Annotated in this window: 17 protein-coding genes; 15 read left to right on the top strand and 2 right to left on the bottom strand. The window is 64.7% G+C overall.

Features of this window, described 5'->3' with window-relative positions; translation table 11 throughout:
* Nucleotide 1 precedes the first annotated feature (1 nt).
* The gene (locus tag ACZK3J_RS11455; protein ID WP_017354990.1) at nucleotides 2–1,099 is read right to left on the bottom strand and encodes a UvrD-helicase domain-containing protein; all 1,098 of its coding nucleotides are present in this window, start codon (nucleotides 1,097–1,099) and stop codon (nucleotides 2–4) included.
* On the bottom strand, nucleotides 1,077–2,657 hold the full coding sequence (locus ACZK3J_RS11460; RefSeq protein ID WP_017354989.1) for an ATP-dependent nuclease: 1,581 nt from the start codon (nucleotides 2,655–2,657) through the stop codon (nucleotides 1,077–1,079). Before ACZK3J_RS11460 ends, ACZK3J_RS11455 begins: the two co-directional genes overlap by 23 nt.
* Before the next feature lie 272 nt (nucleotides 2,658–2,929).
* On the opposite strand from ACZK3J_RS11460, the gene ACZK3J_RS11465 reads away from it, so the two are divergent.
* From ACZK3J_RS11465 to ACZK3J_RS11535, 15 genes are all read left to right on the top strand, one after another.
* The gene (locus ACZK3J_RS11465) at nucleotides 2,930–3,970 is read left to right on the top strand and encodes a DNA-binding protein (RefSeq protein ID WP_017354988.1); all 1,041 of its coding nucleotides are present in this window, start codon (nucleotides 2,930–2,932) and stop codon (nucleotides 3,968–3,970) included.
* A gap of 74 nt (nucleotides 3,971–4,044) precedes the next feature.
* Entirely contained in the window at nucleotides 4,045–4,395 is a 351-nt protein-coding gene (locus ACZK3J_RS11470) for a helix-turn-helix domain-containing protein (RefSeq protein WP_017354987.1), read from the top strand.
* A gap of 174 nt (nucleotides 4,396–4,569) precedes the next feature.
* A complete protein-coding gene (locus ACZK3J_RS11475) occupies nucleotides 4,570–4,989 on the top strand; it encodes a CopL family metal-binding regulatory protein (protein WP_080354476.1) in 420 nt (139 codons plus the stop codon).
* Nucleotides 4,990–5,104: 115 nt separating this feature from the next.
* Nucleotides 5,105–6,976, top strand: coding sequence for a copper resistance system multicopper oxidase (locus ACZK3J_RS11480; protein WP_017354985.1), 1,872 nt, complete (start codon nucleotides 5,105–5,107; stop codon nucleotides 6,974–6,976).
* The gene (locus tag ACZK3J_RS11485) at nucleotides 6,973–8,250 is read left to right on the top strand and encodes a copper resistance protein B (protein ID WP_017354984.1); all 1,278 of its coding nucleotides are present in this window, start codon (nucleotides 6,973–6,975) and stop codon (nucleotides 8,248–8,250) included. Before ACZK3J_RS11480 ends, ACZK3J_RS11485 begins: the two co-directional genes overlap by 4 nt.
* A 12-nt stretch (nucleotides 8,251–8,262) precedes the next feature.
* Nucleotides 8,263–9,033 (top strand): c-type cytochrome, encoded by a 771-nt coding sequence (locus tag ACZK3J_RS11490; protein WP_026070603.1) that lies wholly within the window; start codon nucleotides 8,263–8,265, stop codon nucleotides 9,031–9,033.
* A gap of 19 nt (nucleotides 9,034–9,052) precedes the next feature.
* Nucleotides 9,053–9,562 (top strand): nuclear transport factor 2 family protein, encoded by a 510-nt coding sequence (locus tag ACZK3J_RS11495; RefSeq protein WP_026070602.1) that lies wholly within the window; start codon nucleotides 9,053–9,055, stop codon nucleotides 9,560–9,562.
* 14 nt (nucleotides 9,563–9,576) lie between these two features.
* Nucleotides 9,577–10,101, top strand: a complete 525-nt coding sequence (locus ACZK3J_RS11500; RefSeq protein ID WP_229301210.1) for a DUF411 domain-containing protein — start codon at nucleotides 9,577–9,579, stop codon at nucleotides 10,099–10,101.
* Nucleotides 10,102–10,171: 70 nt separating this feature from the next.
* Nucleotides 10,172–10,522 carry a four-helix bundle copper-binding protein gene (locus ACZK3J_RS11505; RefSeq protein ID WP_026070601.1) on the top strand — a complete coding sequence of 117 codons (351 nt, stop codon included), beginning with the start codon at nucleotides 10,172–10,174 and terminating at the stop codon, nucleotides 10,520–10,522.
* 162 nt (nucleotides 10,523–10,684) lie between these two features.
* The gene (copC, locus tag ACZK3J_RS11510) at nucleotides 10,685–11,068 is read left to right on the top strand and encodes a copper homeostasis periplasmic binding protein CopC (RefSeq protein WP_017354979.1); all 384 of its coding nucleotides are present in this window, start codon (nucleotides 10,685–10,687) and stop codon (nucleotides 11,066–11,068) included.
* A 10-nt stretch (nucleotides 11,069–11,078) separates the two neighbouring features.
* Nucleotides 11,079–12,008, top strand: a complete 930-nt coding sequence (gene copD, locus ACZK3J_RS11515; RefSeq protein ID WP_017354978.1) for a copper homeostasis membrane protein CopD — start codon at nucleotides 11,079–11,081, stop codon at nucleotides 12,006–12,008.
* A gap of 61 nt (nucleotides 12,009–12,069) precedes the next feature.
* Complete coding sequence (locus tag ACZK3J_RS11520) at nucleotides 12,070–14,496, top strand: heavy metal translocating P-type ATPase (protein WP_080354477.1); 2,427 nt, start codon at nucleotides 12,070–12,072, stop codon at nucleotides 14,494–14,496.
* A gap of 44 nt (nucleotides 14,497–14,540) precedes the next feature.
* The gene (locus tag ACZK3J_RS11525) at nucleotides 14,541–14,963 is read left to right on the top strand and encodes a hypothetical protein (RefSeq protein ID WP_017357200.1); all 423 of its coding nucleotides are present in this window, start codon (nucleotides 14,541–14,543) and stop codon (nucleotides 14,961–14,963) included.
* 258 nt (nucleotides 14,964–15,221) lie between these two features.
* Nucleotides 15,222–16,415: a TolC family protein gene (locus ACZK3J_RS11530; protein WP_229296417.1), complete on the top strand. Its 1,194-nt coding sequence runs from the start codon at nucleotides 15,222–15,224 to the stop codon at nucleotides 16,413–16,415.
* On the top strand, nucleotides 16,412–17,824 hold the full coding sequence (locus tag ACZK3J_RS11535) for an efflux RND transporter periplasmic adaptor subunit (RefSeq protein ID WP_180834259.1): 1,413 nt from the start codon (nucleotides 16,412–16,414) through the stop codon (nucleotides 17,822–17,824). The genes ACZK3J_RS11530 and ACZK3J_RS11535 overlap by 4 nt, the downstream gene beginning before the upstream one ends.
* The last annotated feature ends 1 nt before the right edge of the window (nucleotide 17,825 follow it).

A 17,825-nucleotide genomic window follows, 5' to 3' on the forward strand; every position in this document is an offset into this window, starting at 1 on the left:
TCTATGCGTCTGCGTTGGCGGGCGCATAGAGCTGATAACCCGGCAACGCGCACGCGCCGGCATACACAAAGGCCACGCTTTGCCGCGCCCGGGTGAAGGCCACGTAGTACTTTGGTGGGGCGGTGATACGCGCTGCATCTGCCGTGCGCAGGTACTGTGTCAGCGGGCCGTTCGGAAAGATGAGGACCCGGCTGTAGGTGCGGCCCTTGCACTGCCCAAAGTTCACGGCCGGTAGTCCGTCGCACGCTTGCCGCCGGTCATGCCGGAGCACGGTGGGCGCAAACTCCTGCATGTACGCTTCAACATCCGCTGGAGCGACGAGGTAGATGCCATCGTGCCCGGTGACCTCGCCATTGCCTGATTGGGTTCGCGGCATCTGCGGATAGAGCGTGTCCGCCATATCGCACAGGGCCTGGACGCAGCGAAGGCTGATGAGGCGGTGATCCAGCTGGCATAAGCCGTCCGCCTCCCAAATCTGAAACAGCGCTGCCAGATTGGGTCCACGATACTGGCTGTGCCTTTGAGCATAGTTGGTGGCATACGTCGCCTGCCGCGTATCACCCACCAACGTGATGGCAATGCCGCTCTTCAACAGCCGCTCGACCAGATCCAGATCAAAGCCGGCGAGGTCCTGAACTTCGTCGATGTAGAGCTCGTCGTACATGGCCGCCAGGCGTGCCATGACCTGACCTTGGGTGAGCTCATCGCAGCGCACAGCGAAATCGGCCGCCCGGTCCGAATACATCCGGTTGCCTGCCAAGTAGTGGCGCGCCACCTGGGTGCGTGGGGCCCTGTTATTGGTGACACCTTCTACGAACAGGATGGTCTCGATGCGAGGCTCAGGGCAAAGCGCTGCCTGGTACGGGCGGATGCACTGGCACAGCAGGAAGCCATACCAGCTGTGCAAAGTGACATGCACGGGGACCGCACCGGCGTGGACCTCAAACGAGCGCCGGATCTCTTCTAGATTCTCCAGCGTGTAGGTGACAATCGCGATGCGACGCCCAGGCCGCTCCAGGGCCTGCCGGACCAGCAAGGTGGTCTTGCCCGAGCCGGCCGCCGAAAGCAGGACCCGGTTAGGTGATGGCGCGCTGGACATAGTCCGGGAACCTGATCGAGTGCGGGCTGTTGAAGATCGCCAGGGCCGTATCGGTCTTATGGCCCTTCATGTACTTGAGCAGCGCCACCTCATCGGCAAACGTCTTGCCCAGCACGGTATTGAGTTCGGCCAGCGAGTTGGCTTTGATCAGCTGCTCTTCCAGCGATGGGGCGCTTTCGTCGGAATCGTAATAGATCGCGTTGATGTGTTCGGCATAGCGCTCCTGCACAACGGCGATATCGCCATCATTGTCGGTGATCACCTTGGCCTGGATTTTCAGCCGATCTGCAATCTGCAAGAAGCGCTTGAATGCCAGCGACTTGACCGAAATGATGTCTACGCCGCGAGCCATCGGCGCCACGCCATGGTGGTCGCTGTAGGCGCGCTGCACGATCAGCTCGTCGGAAGGGCCTTCCACCAGGATCGCCTGCTTGGCCAGGATCAATCGCAGCGTGTCGTGGCCCGGCAGCTTCATGAAATAGTCATGGGTATCGCTCGGCAGCTGGTCCAGCTTCATCTGGCCCTGCGCGCTGAACAGGATCACGTTGTCCACGCCCAGCTTATTCAACACGAAGCTGCTGTGGGTGGCGATGATCACCTGCTGGGCGGTGGAGAGGGCCGCAATCTTGTCGATCAGCTGGGTCATGCTGGAATAGGACAGATGGTTCTCCGGCTCCTCGATCAGCAGCACGTGGGCAGCGCCGGCCGCGTGCATCGCCAGCTTCATCTTCACCGCGCTTTGCTCACCCTTGCCGGCCTGGGTGAACGGGAGCTCATCCAGGTAAGGTGACAAGCTGGTTTCCCATGTTGAGCGCGGCGATGTGTCCACACCCACCGTCAGCGCCCGGTGGCTGATGTCCCCGGTGTGCTCGGTCAGGTACGCATTGATGGCCGCCACGTCCGCCTCTTCGGAAAAACTCTGCCGCATGCGGCGGAAGCTCAACGACAGCGAGACGCGCTGCGCAGGCGTCAGTGCCTGATCGATGATGCCGGCGATATAGCGATCGGCACCGGACAAGGTCTTGATGCCGTGAGTGTCGATGATGGTCGAATCGAACGGAATGCTGCGAGCGGTGACGCCATTGTTGGCGAAGGAATACCAGCGCACCGTGTAGTACTCCACCGGCAGGCTGACCGCACCCTGGTGCTGCTGCAGGTAGGCGTTGAACTCCTCGCGGTAGTCGTCGTTGAGCTCGACCAGCAGCCGGATGCCGGCGGTATCCAAGCGCAGGGAGTTGTTGGTGCCGCGCAACGACGCCAGCGCGACATCTGCGCCCAGATAGGCTTCGATGGAGATCCGTGGCGGCGAAGCCGGCGTGCCTGCAGCAAGGGTCGCCAGATATTCCTGCACCGCGGGCTGGTGGAACAGGTAGGGCGTGAGCTCGTAGGCGAGATTGCGCCCATGCAGTTGCCCGGTGACCACCACGTGGATGGCCTCCAGCAGGGTGGACTTACCGACCTCGTTGTCGCCCACCACCAGGTTCATGTGGGCGTTGAGGGGCAGGTCCAGATGGCGAAACGACTTGAAATTGTCGATGACGATACGTTCGATCGGCATGCACAGTCCTTTGATGGCCAACGAGTTCGGTGGCGGCGCCTGCTTGCACCCCGGCTGGCCTCCTTTCCGCTCTGGGCCATACTACCCAGGGATCGCCAGCCTTGGGCGGTTTCGTACTGTTTTGACGACTTGAAATGGCCGAAACGCTGGTTACGCGGGATAATTCCACATTATCCCGCCTTTAGATACGACCCGTACTCGGCGAGTAGTGTAACTTGATTGGTATGTAATTACGTGGTATGTAATACATTACGAAATAGTCGGAGAGTGCGATGGCACGCGGCGGCTTGTACAAGAGCGACATCCAGAAGGCCCGCGATGCGCTGCGGGCACAGGGCAAACACCCGTCGGTGGACGCGGTGCGGGTGGCGCTGGGCAACACCGGCTCCAAGACAACCATTCACCGCTACCTGAAGGAGCTGGAAGAAGATGAAGGGCAAGGCCTTGGCGCCAAGGTCGCGGTCAGCGACGCGCTACAGGACCTGGTCGGTCGGCTTGCCGGTCGCCTACACGAGGAGGCCGAGGCTGTAATCGCCGAGGCCCGGCAGCGCTTCGAAGCGCACTTGCAGGAGCGTAGCGAGGCGCTGGAACGCACCCAGCAGGAGGCGTCCACGCTGAGCGCGCAGCTTCAGCGCATTGAAACTGCCTTACGCGAAGAAAAGACGACCCACGCCGCAGCCCAGCAGGCCTTGGCCGAACGGGTCACCGAGGTCGCGCAGCTCGGCGAACGGATCGCGGGACTGACCGCGCGGCTGGCGGAGCACGAGGCGCATGCCCAGTCGCTGGAGCAGAAGCACCAGCATGCTCGCGAGGCGTTGGAGCACTACCGCACCTCGGTCAAGGACCAACGCGAACAGGAACAGCGCCGCCACGAGCACCAGGTGCAGGAACTGCAGGTCGCGCTGCGCCAGGCCAACGAGGCGCTGACCGCCAAGAACCACGAACTGGTTCAGCTCAACCGCGACAACGGGCAGTGGCTGGAACGCCACAGCCGCCTAGAGAGGGAACTGGCGCAGGTGCGGCAAGCTGCGGACGACCAGCGGAAGGAGCTGGACGCGCTGCGGCTTACGGCTGCGGAGTACCAGGCCTTGCTGGCACGCTGGACCCAGGACGCCCAAGCGTTGGAGAGCGCACGGGTCAAGCTGGCCAATGCTCACGCCGACTTGGCCAAGGAGCGAGAACGGCGTGAACAAGCCGAGGCCGAAGCGTTGCGTGCCGGTGTGCGCCAGGACACCTTGGAGCAGTTGCTGGCGCAGTTGCGGCCCGATCGCGCCGACAGTTCAGGTACCAACAAAAATCCGGCAACCAAATGATTTCACGGAAGAAAAAAAAATTCTGGGGGGCATTTTTGCACGTATCTCGGCTTAACCCCACATCCGCCATCCTTATGGGGTTTCCATGGGGGGTGCGCGTGACTTTGTCCGTCGACTCAACACCGACCTTCGCTCGACGCCTCCAACAAGCCCGCCTGCACACGGGTTTGTCGCAGAAGGAGTTGGGCATCCGGGCCGGTCTGGATCCTTACGTGGCCAGCCCCCGAGTCAACCAGTACGAACGTGGCAAGCACGAGCCCAAGCTGGAGACTGCTAAGCGGTTGGCCCAAGCGTTGGGGATCCCCGCCGCCTTCCTTTACACCGACGATGATCTGCTGGCCAAGTTGCTCCTGCGCTGGGGCTCGCTAAGCAAGCAGCAGAAGCGGGAGTTGGTGAAGCTGATCGAGGCCACACCCGAGAAGTAAACCGAACAAGCGCTAGCCCTATGGGCAACCCTTCGCCTCAACCCGCCCATTGGGCGCTCCTGGAGGGAGCTGCAGTGGCCGTGACTAGTGCGACTGACAAGTGGCGGCATCTCAGGCCTACTTGAGATTTTGTTCACGACCGATACACACGCGCCTTGTCTAAAGTGATTTACAATGTCGCCCGTGTCAGCCTCCTCACTTCTACTGCGACTGCTCCTGATCGTCATGCTCGTGCTTAACGGCGCGTGGTCGGCATTTGCGTCGATCAGTATGAACCCGGCCATGGAAGCGCAGGCCAGCGAAGTGGCTGCCGCGGTGCAAGGCGACGAAGACTGCGTCGCCCATCACAGTGCTGAGAATCATCCCGATGCCACCTCGATTGAAAGGGCTGGCACTGGGCATGGCGACCATGCCGGTCCCGACTGTTGCAAGTCTTCTGCGTGCCGGTGCGCCTGCGTACACGCGTGCGCGAGCGCACTTCCGGCGCGCCTGCATGTTTCGGTGCAACTGGCCTTGGGCCTGGATGTCATGCCGCTGCCCCTAGGGCATGCGGCACCTGCCTTGCCTCATCTGATCCGACCACCGATCGGCTAAGCGTCCCTAAGCGCCGCAATGGCGCCGTTGGTGTGGCTTGCATGCCTATTTATAGGCCAGCCGCCCGCTCTGTACCACCGCCCGCCGGTGGCAACACGACGCTTGGAGCATTTTCATGTCGCATGATGATTTTCGTGGTCCACACGGTGGACCGCCGCTGCTACCTTCGCGGCGGCGATTTGTCCAGGGCTTGGCCTTGGGAGGCGCAGTCGCAGGATTAGGTTTCTGGCCCAAAGCCAGTTGGGCGCTCAAGGGCCCGGGACAACCCAACGTACTATCGGGCACCGAGTTTGACCTAACCATCGGCGAGACGCCGATGAACTTCACCGGCAAGACCCGCACCGCGATCACCGTCAATGGGTCCGTTCCGGCGCCGTTGCTGCGTTGGCGGGAAGGCACCACGGTCAACCTGCGTGTCTCCAATGCATTGCCCGCTAACTCCCTCCATGGCGCGGACACCTCCATCCATTGGCACGGCATCATTTTGCCGGCCAACATGGACGGCGTGCCGGGCCTGAGCTTTGACGGTATCGGACGTGGTGAGACCTACCACTACCGGTTCACCCTGCATCAGGGCGGCACCTACTGGTACCACAGCCACTCGGGGTTCCAGGAACAAGCCGGGCTCTATGGCCCGATCATCATCGACCCATTGGAGCCGGAGCCCTTCAGCTTCGATCGCGACTACGTCGTGATGCTGAGCGATTGGACAGACCTGGACCCGACGGCCCTGTTCGATCGTTTGAAGAAGATGCCGGGCCATGACAATTACTACAAGCGCACGGTCGGCGATTTTGCGCGCGATGTGAAGCGCAACGGCCTGTCGGCCACGTTGGAAGATCGCAAGATGTGGGGCGTGATGCGGATGACGCCCACGGATCTGTCCGACGTCAACGCCAACACCTACACCTACCTGATGAACGGCACGACCTCGCTGGGCAACTGGACCGGTTTGTTCCGCAGTGGCGAGAAGGTGCGCCTGCGTTTCATCAATGGCTCTGCCATGACGTACTTCGATGTGCGTATTCCGGGGCTAAAGATGACCGTGGTGGCAGCAGATGGCTTGTATGTCCATCCGGTTTCCGTCGACGAGTTCCGCATCGCGGTAGCAGAAACCTTCGATGTGATCGTGGAGCCCTCCGGGCAGGACGCATTCACCATCTTTGCCCAAGACTCCGGTCGCACCGGCTACGTCAGCGGCACGCTCGCCGTGCGCGAAGGATTACGCGCGCCCGTTCCGTCTGTGGATCCCCGGCCGCTGCTGACGATGGCAGACATGGGCATGGATCATGGATCGATGGATATGTCTGGCGGCAGCAAGGGCATGGAAGGCGGCTGTGGTGCGGCCATGGGCATGCCTGGCATGACCCCACCTGCCAGCGGTAACGCGACCTCGGCCCATGCAGGCCATGCGATGCCCGCCGCCGGCGATGGTGCCATGGCAGGCATGCAGCACGGGGGCATGCAATCACACCCTGCCAGCGAGACCAACAATCCCCTGTTGGACAACCAGGCCATGAGCGTGAGTTCGCGCTTGGATGATCCGGGTAATGGCCTGCGCGATAACGGCCGTCATGTACTGACGTATTCCATGCTCAAGAGCACCTTTGAAGACCCTGACGGACGCGACCCCGGTCGCGAGATCGAGCTGCATCTGACCGGACATATGGAGAAATTCTCCTGGGGCTTCAACGGTCAGAAGTTCTCCGATGTCAAGCCGCTGCGGCTGAACTACGGCGAGCGTATGCGCATCGTATTGGTTAACGACACGATGATGACCCATCCCATCCATTTGCACGGCATGTGGAGTGACGTGGAGGACGACAACGGCAACTTCATGGTGCGCAAGCACACGGTGGATATGCCGCCGGGTAGCCGACGCACGTATCGCGTGCGTGCCGATGCGTTGGGCAGCTGGGCGTTCCATTGCCACCTGCTTTATCACATGGAAGCCGGAATGATGCGCACGGTGAGGGTCGACGAATGAACATCAATAGACGCGATACCACCCTGACTGCGCTGACGCTGGCTATCTCGCTGGCCCTGGCCAATGCGGCCAGCGCCCAATCCATGCAGCACGGCTCCATGCCGATGGAGCAGGGCGCGCAGACCCAGACTCAGGATCACTCTGCACAACAGGCGCCGACATCAAAACCTGCGCCAGCCCAAAAGCCTGCAACACCGGCCAAGCCGAGCGAAGCGACGATCGATCATGCGACGATGGGCCACGCCGCGCCGCAGGCTAAAGCAGCCGAGCCTGCCATGCAGGGCATGGACCATTCGCAAATGGGGCACGTCTCGCCCGCGAGCACACCTGCGGCGCCCACAGCACAGGCGCAGTCGATGCAGGGCATGGATCACAGTCAGATGGCACAACCCGCTGCAGCCGACACCTCTAGTACGGCCACGCCTGCGATGCAGGGGATGGACCATTCCAAGATGGGGCACGGCGCGCCTCCGAGCACGCCCGCAACGCCCAAAGCGCAGACACAGTCGATGCAGGGCATGGACCACAGTCAGATGGGACACGGGCCTGCAGTGCCAACGCAGCCGCGCACCCCGATACCCGCGGTGACGGACGCGGATCGCAAGGCGGCCATCGCGCCGGAACACGCGCATCCGGTGCATGACAACTCGATCAAGAGCTACGTGCTGCTCAATCGCCTGGAAGCCTGGGATGCCGATCCGGGCACCGGGCTGGGCTGGGAGGGCCAGGCTTGGATCGGTACGGACCTCAATCGCGTCTGGCTCCGCAGTGAAGGCGAACGCACGGATGGTCAGACCGAGTCGGCTGATCTGGAAGTGCTCTACGGCCGCAGTATCTCCACGTGGTGGGATGTGGTGGCCGGTGTGCGTCATGACTTCAAGCCTGGGGCATCTCAAAACTTCGCCGCTATCGGTGTACAGGGCTTGGCGCCGATGAAGTTCGAAGTGTCCGCCACAGCCTATCTCGGCGAAGGGGGCCAGACTGCCGCCAATGTCGAGGCCGAGTACGAATTGCTGCTAACCAACCGGCTGATCTTGCAGCCGCTGGTGGAAGTCACCGCCTATGGCAAGAACGATCCATTGCGCGGGATAGGTTCGGGTCTGAGTACCGCTGAGGCGGGGCTACGACTTCGTTATGAGTTCACCCGAAAGTTCGCTCCCTACATCGGCGTGGTGTACGAGCGCGCGTTTGGCAATACCGCAGACATGCGACGCGAGCATGGCGAGTCCTTTGAAGACACGCGCTTGGTCATCGGCCTTCGTACCTGGTTCTAAGGGGAACTGACAATGAAATCCAACAAAAGGATGTGGGTATGGCTCGGTGCCGGCGTGGGATTGGTTGCGGTCGCGGCAACTGCCACGGTCTCTCTGGGCGTGTACAACGTGGCCGCCGACGATCCGCATAGTCGCCCGGTGTATGCGCTACTTGAAACGGCGCGCGAGCGTTCCATTGAGGTGCGCGCCGCCAAGCTTCAGGTGCCCACGAACCTGGATGATCCTGAGCGTATCCGCCAGGGTGCGGGCAACTACAACGCCATGTGCGTGACCTGCCATCTTTCGCCAGAGGCGGCGGCCACCGAGATGAGCAAGGGCCTGTACCCCGCGCCACCGAACCTAAGCAAACAGTCGGTCGCTCCAGCTGAGGCGTTCTGGGTGATCAAGCACGGCATCAAGGCCAGCGGCATGCCCGCGTGGGGCGGCAGCATGGACGATGAGTTCATCTGGAACATGTCGGCCTTCCTGCAGAAGCTGCCCACGCTGGACAAGGCCGGTTACCAGGCGTTGGTGGCCAGCAGTGATGGTCATTCGCATGGCGGCGGCGAGACGCAAGGCCACCATGACGACGAAAAGGCCGAGGATCACCCTGCCCTATTCGAGCCGGGCAACAACTCCATGCCGCATGCGCACCCGCCGGGCGTGGACGACGATCACCACGGCCCGACACCCAGCGACACGGAAGTCGGGTTGGTGAGCCACGGCCATCCCGACGGCAAGGTGGAGTCGCACCCTGCACCACACACGCCCGTGGCCGATGACGGCCATGCGCACACCCATTGATCTCCTTGGAGCCCACGCAATGAACGCAACAGCAATCTCGTTCACCCTCGCACTGGCACTGGCCGTCGTGTCCCCCGCAATGGCGCAGGCGACACAGCCGCACGCACATCACCCCGCTGCCGCGGCATCTGCGGACGTCGACGTCCCAGTCACTGCAGAGGCCGCGGTCGCCGTAGCGGAGCGTTTCAACAGGGCCCTGTCTAGCGGCGATCTGGCCACGGTCGAAGCCCTGCTCGCTGCCGACGTCCTCATCCTCGAGTCCGGGGGTGCCGAGCGCAGCCGCGAGGAATATCTGGGTCATCACGCAGTCAGCGATGCGGCATTCCTCAAGGGCGCCCATCGCCAGCTGCTCCGTCAGCGTGCACGCACCGCTGGTGAGTTCGCATGGGTCGGAACCGAAAGCGAGCTGCACGCCCAGAAAGACGGTAAGCCACTGACCGTCCAGAGCACCGAGACCATGGTGCTGAAGCAGACCACCGACGGTTGGCGGATCGCCCACATCCACTGGTCTTCGCGGACCAAGCGCTAAGCGGAGAACCAGAAATGAAAACCTGCAGATTGAACCGACTGGCGTGGGCGGCTTTTGCGGTCGCCGGCCTGGGTGCCTGCACCCAAGCGGCTACACCCGCGCAATCCACCATCGCGCCCACTGCACAGGTCGTCCCGGAAACAGCCGACGCGACTCCAGCCGCCCTGCCACGCATGACCGTCCACAAGACCCCGACCTGCGGGTGCTGCGGTAGCTGGATCGACCACGTGAAGAAGGCGGGGTTCACCGTGGATGTGCATGACATGGATGACCTGGGTCCGGTCAAGGAGCGCCTGGGTGTCCCCTATGCAAAGGGCTCCTGCCACACGGCCGAGGTCGACGGATACGTCATCGAAGGCCATGTCCCGGCCGAGGACATCAAGCGCCTCCTCGAAGAAAAGCCGGACGCACGCGGCCTGGTCCTGCCCGGAATGCCGCTCGGTTCGCCGGGCATGGAGGTCCCGGAAGGACGCCAGCAGCCGTATACGGTCGAGCTGGTCCATCACGACGGAACCACCGAACCCTTCGCACAGCATTGATCCGCAAGAGCAACAGGGGGCGGTGTTGCGGGCGCGCCGATTCTCGTCCGCGATGAAGCAGGAGATCCACATGACTCACCATTCCGAAGACCACCGGTCTCAGGCCATGAACGAGTGCATCGACAACTGCACGCAATGCCACGCGATTTGCCTTGAGACCATCAACTATTGCCTGAGCAAAGGAGGTGCCCACGCAGCCCCGGAGCACATCGCCCTGCTGGCGACGTGTGCCGATATCTGCGCCACCAGCGCCGACGCCATGTTGCGTGGCGCCAGCGCTCACTCGGTGGTTTGCAGTGCCTGCGCGGAGATCTGCCGCCAGTGCGCCGAAGCATGCGACGCCATGAACGACCCGGAGATGGCGCGCTGCGCCGAAGTTTGTCGCCGTTGCGCGGAAAGCTGCAGCGCCATGGCGGCTTGACGCGTCGAGGATCCCGCCTGAGCGGCGGGATCCTCATCTCAAATATCAAAAGCCGACCAACCGTGGTTTCGGTGACAGCCCGACACCTAACGCTTGTCGGATCCAACACAGCACGGCGCCGAACGGGGCTTTGCATCACATTCGCAATGAGGATTTATCCCTATGAAATCATCAAACGTCCTTCGCTCCTTCGCGCTCGTCCTCGCGATTGCGGCTGGGCAGTTCTCCCTGCAGATCGCGCACGCCCACGCCGCGCTGCAGCAGTCCACACCGGCGGCAAATGCGGTGGTGGCTTCGCCGGGCCAGATCGATCTCGTGTTCAACGAAACATTGATTCCGCGGGCGTCGCGTCTCAAGTTGCTCATGAAGCACGGCAGTTCCACCATGCCGATCGAGAATTTCACGACCGAGATCGTCAACAACGGTAAGACCCTGCGTGCCAAGTTGCCCCAGCCGCTGACTCCGGGCGTCTATACCGTGGAATACCGCGCCGTCGGTGGTGACAACCACCCCATGCCGGGCAGCTTCAGCTTCACGGTGCGCTGAGGAGTCGCGAATGTTCGACCTGTCGGCTTATGCACTGAGATTCCTGGAATACCTTGTCATCATGGTTCTTTTCGGGGTTCCACTCTTCGGTTGGTACGGGTCGCGTCGATCGGCACTCGCCGACGCCTTGGCCGGGTGGTCACTCATGGGCGTTCTATTGGCGGGTGCCGTAGCCGGTCTCGTGCTCACCGGGCTCGATGTCGTCTTCAAGACCGCGGGCATCATGGGAATGCCGCTTGCCGAGGTTGATCGCGCATCGCTTGGCTGGTATCTGCTCGAGACGTCCGCGGGCCGGGCAGCCATGGCGAGAGGCGCGCTGCTGGTCGCCCTGATGTTCGTGCTCGGATGGCATCGTCGCCGCGGGAAGGTGGAGACCGCCTTCCCGCTGGGGGCGATGCTGGCGGGCGGCGCACTCGCTTCGCTGGCATGGAACGGCCACGCCGCCGCTGGCGAGGGCTTGGCAGGCGCGGTCCGGCTTGCTGCAGGCATCGTCCATCTTCTCGCGGCAGGCGGCTGGATCGCAGCGGTCCTGATGTTCCTTGCCATGCTGCTGCGCGGCAAAGAGACGAACGGCAGCGGGCGTCTGCGATCAACGCATGACTTTCTGCATGGTTTTTCGACGCTGGGAACGATCTTCGTTGGTGCGCTCATCGTGTCCGGCATCGCGCACTACGGGGATCTCACCGCGTGGTCGTTTTCGGCCCTGTTCCAGAGCACCTACGGGAAGTTGCTGCTGTTCAAACTGGCCCTGTTCGCTGGAATGCTGGGTTTGGGAGCGCTGCACCGATGGACGCTGGTGCCGCGCTTGGAACGAGCGCTGACCAGCGGAGATCCCGCGCAGGAGGTGCGGGCTTTGCGGCAGAGTGTTACGGCTGAGGCCGCGCTGGCCATCTTGATCCTGATTGTTGTTTCAGTGCTCGGGACGCTCAGCCCCGAATAGCTGTGTAACCCGCAATGGCACACTGCCTTGGCAGTCCATCCCCACTAAAGCGAGCATCGGCATGAACTCACCGTCGTCCCATGACCATCACCATTCTGCAGGCGCAGCCCCTGTCGAGGCTGCGGATGGACGGGTCACCGATCCGGTCTGTGGCATGCAGGTCGATCCCGCCACGACGCAGCATCATGCGACCCACGCCGACACACCTTTCCACTTCTGCTCGGAGCGATGCCGCGCGAAGTTCGTGGCCGATCCGGAGCGCTATCTGACGCCCCAGGACGAACCCGAGGTGGCACAGCCCGGCGCCATCTACACCTGCCCGATGCACCCGGAAGTCCGGCAACAAGGTCCAGGCAACTGTCCCTTCTGCGGCATGGCGCTGGAGCCGGAAATGCCGAGCCTGGAGGACGATGACAATCCGGAACTTCGCGACTTCTCGCGCCGGTTCTGGTGGACGCTTCCGCTGACTGTGGTGACGCTCGTGCTGGCCATGTTCGGCCAGTACCTCCCGCGTGTCGTGCTGGGCGACGTGCAGATCCTGCCGTTGTCGATCGACGTGCAGACCTGGGTCGAGCTGGTCTTGACCACACCAGTCGTGCTGTGGGCCGGCTGGCCGTTCTTCGAGCGCTGCGTGCAGTCGATCCGCAACCGCAGCCCGAACATGTTCACCCTCATCGGGATTGGCGTTGCGGCCGCCTTTGGCTACAGCCTGGTCGCCACGCTGGCACCCGGCTTGTTCCCACCGTCGTTTACCGAACATGGGCGCGTCGGGGTGTACTACGAGGCGGCGGCGGTGATCGTTTCGCTGACCCTGCTCGGCCAGATGCTGGAACTGCGGGCGCGCTCGAAAACGTCCGCGGCGATCAAGGGCCTGCTTGGCCTGGCGCCGAAGGAAGCCCGGCGGGTCAACGCCGACGGCACCGAGGAAGACATCCCGCTGACCCACGTCCACGTCGGCGACCACCTGCGCGTGCGTCCCGGCGAGAAGGTGCCGGTGGATGGCGAAGTGGTGGAAGGCCGCTCCAGCGTCGACGAGTCGATGCTCACGGGTGAACCGATTCCGGTCGAGAAGACCGCAGGCGACCAGGTCATCGGCGCGACCCAGAACGGCACCGGCGCGCTGGTGATCCGCGCCGCCAAGGTGGGCTCCGACACCGTGCTGTCGCAGATCGTGCAGCTGGTCGCGCAGGCGCAGCGCTCCCGCGCGCCGATGCAGCGGATGGCCGATATCGCGGCCTACTGGTTCGTGCTCGCGGTGCTGGCGATCGCGGTGGCCACCTTCTTTATCTGGGGCTCCTTCGGTCCGGAGCCGGCCTGGACCTTTGCGGTGCTCAACGCGGTCTCGGTACTGATCATCGCCTGCCCCTGCGCGCTGGGCCTGGCGACGCCGATGTCGATCATGGTCGCCACGGGCAAGGCGGCGCAGGTGGGCGTGCTGTTCCGCGACGCCGAGGCCATCGAGCACATGCGCCGCATCGACACCCTGATCGTCGACAAGACCGGCACCCTCACCGAGGGGCGCCCCGCCTTCAAGGAAGTCGTGGCCTTCGAGGGCTTCGACGCCGACCGGGTCTTGCACCTGGCCGCCAGCCTGGACCAGGGCAGCGAGCACCCGCTGGCCGACGCCATCGTCGCCGAGGCTCGACGCCGGAACTTCGAGTTCGACCGCGTGGAGGACTTCGACTCGGTGACCGGCATGGGTGTGCGCGGGTCCGTGGCCGGCCATGCGCTTGCGCTGGGCAATACCGCGCTCATGGACGACCTGGGCGCCAATCCCGCTGCGCACGTCGACGTGGCCGAGCGGATGCGCCGCGAGGGCGCGAGCGCCATGTTCCTGGCCGTGGACGGGCGCCTGGCGGGGCTGGTCGCGGTTGCCGACCCGATCAAGGCGTCGGCCGCGGCGGCCATCAACGAGCTCCACGCCGCCGGGCTGCGCATCATCATGGCCACCGGCGACGGGCTCACCACCGCACGGGCCGTGGCCACCGAGCTGGGCCTGGACGAGGTGCATGGCGAAGTCCGCCCCGAGGACAAGGCCGAGCTGGTGCAGCGCCTCAAGCGCGAAGGCCGGCGGGTGGCGATGGCGGGCGACGGCATCAACGACGCCCCGGCGCTCGCCGCGGCCGACGTCGGCATCGCCATGGGCACGGGCACCGACGTCGCGATGTCCAGTGCCCAGATCACCCTGGTCAAGGGCGACCTGCGGGGCATCCTGCGCGCCCGGAAGATCTCCCAGGCCACCGTGGCCAACATGAAGCAGAACCTCACCTTCGCGTTCCTCTACAACGCGCTGGGGGTGCCGGTCGCGGCCGGGGTGCTCTACCCCGCATTCGGGATCTTGCTGAGCCCGATGGTCGCGGCGCTTGCGATGAGCTTGAGCTCGGTGTCGGTGGTGGCCAACGCCCTTCGCCTTGCCAAGTCGGCCGCCGTACCGTCCTCGCCGACCACATCTGTGCCGCGCCAGCCCCTGGGCCTGGCCAAGGATTGACTTGGATCAATTGCATCGGTTCCAGTAAGAGGTAAGCTCACGCCATGGTCCACATCCGCCATCGGAACTTGTTCCAGCGCACCGCCCTCCTCGCGATGGTGGCCCTGCTCTGGTCCCAGTTCGCGCTCGCAGGCCATGGCGATTGCCTGGATCTCCCAGTCACGCCGGCGGCGTTTGTCGCTGCCGCCACCGACACCCGACACGACCATGGCCACGGCTGCGATGCCGAGCTCCCCTCAGCGAGCAAGGCAGTGTGCGACGCGCACTGCACCGAGGGTGACATCTCGGCGGACAGTGGGCGCATCCCTTCGATTCCGCCGCTGCTGGCCGAAGCCTGGTTCTCCTGGCTTGCGATCGCCGCGATTGCGGATGCTGCGCCAGGTGTCACGGCTACATGGGTGGATTCGCCGCCCAGACCCGCCTGGCACCGACCTACCGCCCATCCAGCGGCACTCCTGCTGATCTGATGCCTGGACGCTGACTGCTCCGCACGTCTGTGCGGCGCAGTCCTGTGCGTTCGCGCCGTGGCTGCGTCACGGCATGTGTTCCTGCCCTCGTCCGAGCGACCTGCGTCGCGTCGGCCCAAGGACACTGATATGGCATCCCCGTTCGACCGACTGCCGGCCAGGCGCCTGCACCCTCGCCCTCTGTCCCGCCGTCTGCCACCGCTCCGGCACCTTCTTGCCGGCGTGCTTGCCGGCGCCTTGTGGGCCCTGGCGCTGCCGGTGACCGCCACCGAACCCGTCCCGGGGCACAGCCTCGAGTCGATCCGCGCCTGGGTTCTGGAACACAACCCGGAATTGCGGGCCATGGACTTCGAGGCCCAGGCCGCCGAAGCACGGATCCAGCCAGCGGGCGCCCTACCCGACCCGACGGCTTCCCTTGGATTCCGCGGCCTCGATCCGGACAAGCCCTGGCGCTCCGCCGGTGCCGAGCGCGAGGTCAACTACGCGCTGCGCCAGCGCCTCCCGCTTTGGGGCAAGCGCGCCCTGGCGCGGACCGCGGCCAGCCAGGACGCGGTCGCGGTCGGACTCGATCGCCTCACCACTGCGCGCGACTTGCTGGCCGACGCCGAGGCGGCCTACGCACGCTACTGGCATGCCGACCAGGCCGTGGCCGTGCTTGATCGCCGCATCGCCCTGCTCCGCCAGGTGGAAGAGATGGCCGGCGTGCGCTACGCCCTGGGTCGCGCGGCGCAGCAGGATGCCATCCGCGCCCAGGTCGAGCAGACCAGCCTCCAGCGCGAGCGGATCGAACGCCTCGCGACCAAGCAGGAGGCGGCCGCCACCTTGAACGCGGTGCTGGGGCGCCGGTCCGATGCACCGCTGGCGACTCCCGACGAGGCGCCGCGCCTCGCCGTCCACAGCGCCTCGCTTGCCGAGGCACTGGATGACGCCGATGCGCATCCCGCGGTGCGCTCGCAGCAGGCTCGCGCCGAGGCGGCGCGCACGAACGTGGTACTGCAGCGTCGCAACCGCTTTCCCGACATCACCCTGGGCGTGGGTGCGATGCAGTTCGGCAACGGCATCGAGAGCACCGAGCTGATGTTCGAGGTCGAGATCCCGTTCCAGCAGCGTGCCCGCCGCGAGCGCGAGCGCGAATCGCGCCTGCTCGAAGACGCAGCGCTTGCCCGCAGGGACGCCACGCTGCGGGCCGTCGAGGAACGCGGCGCTTCCGCCTGGTCGCAGTGGACCAACGCGCGCGAGCGTCGCGGACTGATCGAGAACACGCTGCTGCCGCAGGCCGACGCCACCTGGCAGTCCGCCCTGGCCAGCTACCAGGTCGGTGAAGTCGACTTCGGGACGCTGCTGGAAGCACTCAATGAATGGCAGGGCGCCGACCTCGCACGGGTCGATGCACTGCGTGACGAACTGTTGGGCGCCGCCGCCGTGCGCGCTATCGAAGGAGAGATCCGATGACCCGTGTCCAGACCCTGTCGCTCGCCATCGGCTTCGCAGTCGCCGCCCTCGCCGTCGGCTGGATGGCTGGCCGCGCAACGAATGATTCCCCGACCGCAGCCACGTCCGCCGAGGCGCCGGCCGCGGAACGCAAGGTGCTCTATTACCGCAATCCCATGGGTCTGCCGGACACCTCGCCGGTGCCCAAGAAGGACTCGATGGGCATGGACTATGTTCCGGTTTATGCCGACGACACGCCGCCAGCGGCGCCGGGCACGGTGGTGATGCCACCCGACAAAGTGCAGGCACTGGGCGTGCGCACCGAAGCGGTCAAGCGCGGGGCCATGGCCAGCACCGTGCGCACCAGCGGCACGGTCGAGGTCGACGAGACCCGGCAATACGCAATCGCGCCACGCTTCGAAGGCTGGGTGGAGCGGCTGTACGCGAACCAGACCGGCATGCGGGTCCGTGCCGGGCAGCCGCTGCTCTCCGTCTATAGCCCGCAGCTGGCTGCGGCGCAGCAGGAATACCGGCTGGCCGACGAGACTGCCCGAAGGCTGGCCGAGTCCGATCCCGCAAGCGCGGTGTCGATGGTCCGTCTGCGCGATGCCGCCCGCACCCGCCTGCGCAACTGGGAAATCAGCGACGCACAGCTGGGCAAGACGGGCCTGGTCCTCACTGCGCCAGCGGACGCAGTCGTGATCGAGAAGCCGGTGGTCCAGGGCGCCCGCTTCGCGCCCGGCGAAACCATCCTGCGCCTGGCGGACCTGTCAACGGTGTGGGTGATCGCCAAGGTTCCGGCGGCGCAGGCCGCAGGCATCAAGCCCGGCCAGCCGGCTCGGTTCGAAACGGTGGCCCTGCCAGGCCAGGTGGCACAGGGCGAGGTCACCTTCGTGCAGCCCGTCATCGATGCGATGACGCGCACCGTGGACGTGCGCATCGCCCTGCCCAACCCCGATGGCGACCTGCGGCCGGGACTCTACGGGACAGTGCTGCTCGAGGAGCCGGGGGCCGGGCCGGTCCTGACCGTTCCGCGCTCGGCCGTGCTCGACAGTGGCACGCGCCAGGTGGTGTTGGTCGAGACCGGCCCCGGTCGCTTCGCCCCTCGCAACGTCACCCTGGGTCGCCGTGGTGGCGATCGTATCGAGATCCTTGACGGACTGGCCGAGGGCGAGCAGGTCGTGGTCTCCGCCAACTTCCTGATCGACGCCGAAAGCAACCTGCAGTCGGCCCTCCAGGGTTTGGAGGGTCACGCAGGACACGGCGCGCCCTCGGGCACCAGCGAGGATCCGCAACCCGAGTCCGGCGATGGCACCGCCGACCCGCACGCGGGTCATGGTGACGACGCCTCTGATCCGCACGCGGGTCATTCCATGCCCGCCACCCCGGAGGAGACTCCGCTCTCCCCCACCGGTCACGAGGAGCACTGAC

The sequence above is a fragment of the Stenotrophomonas sp. 86428_Sma genome, from assembly GCF_056481585.1.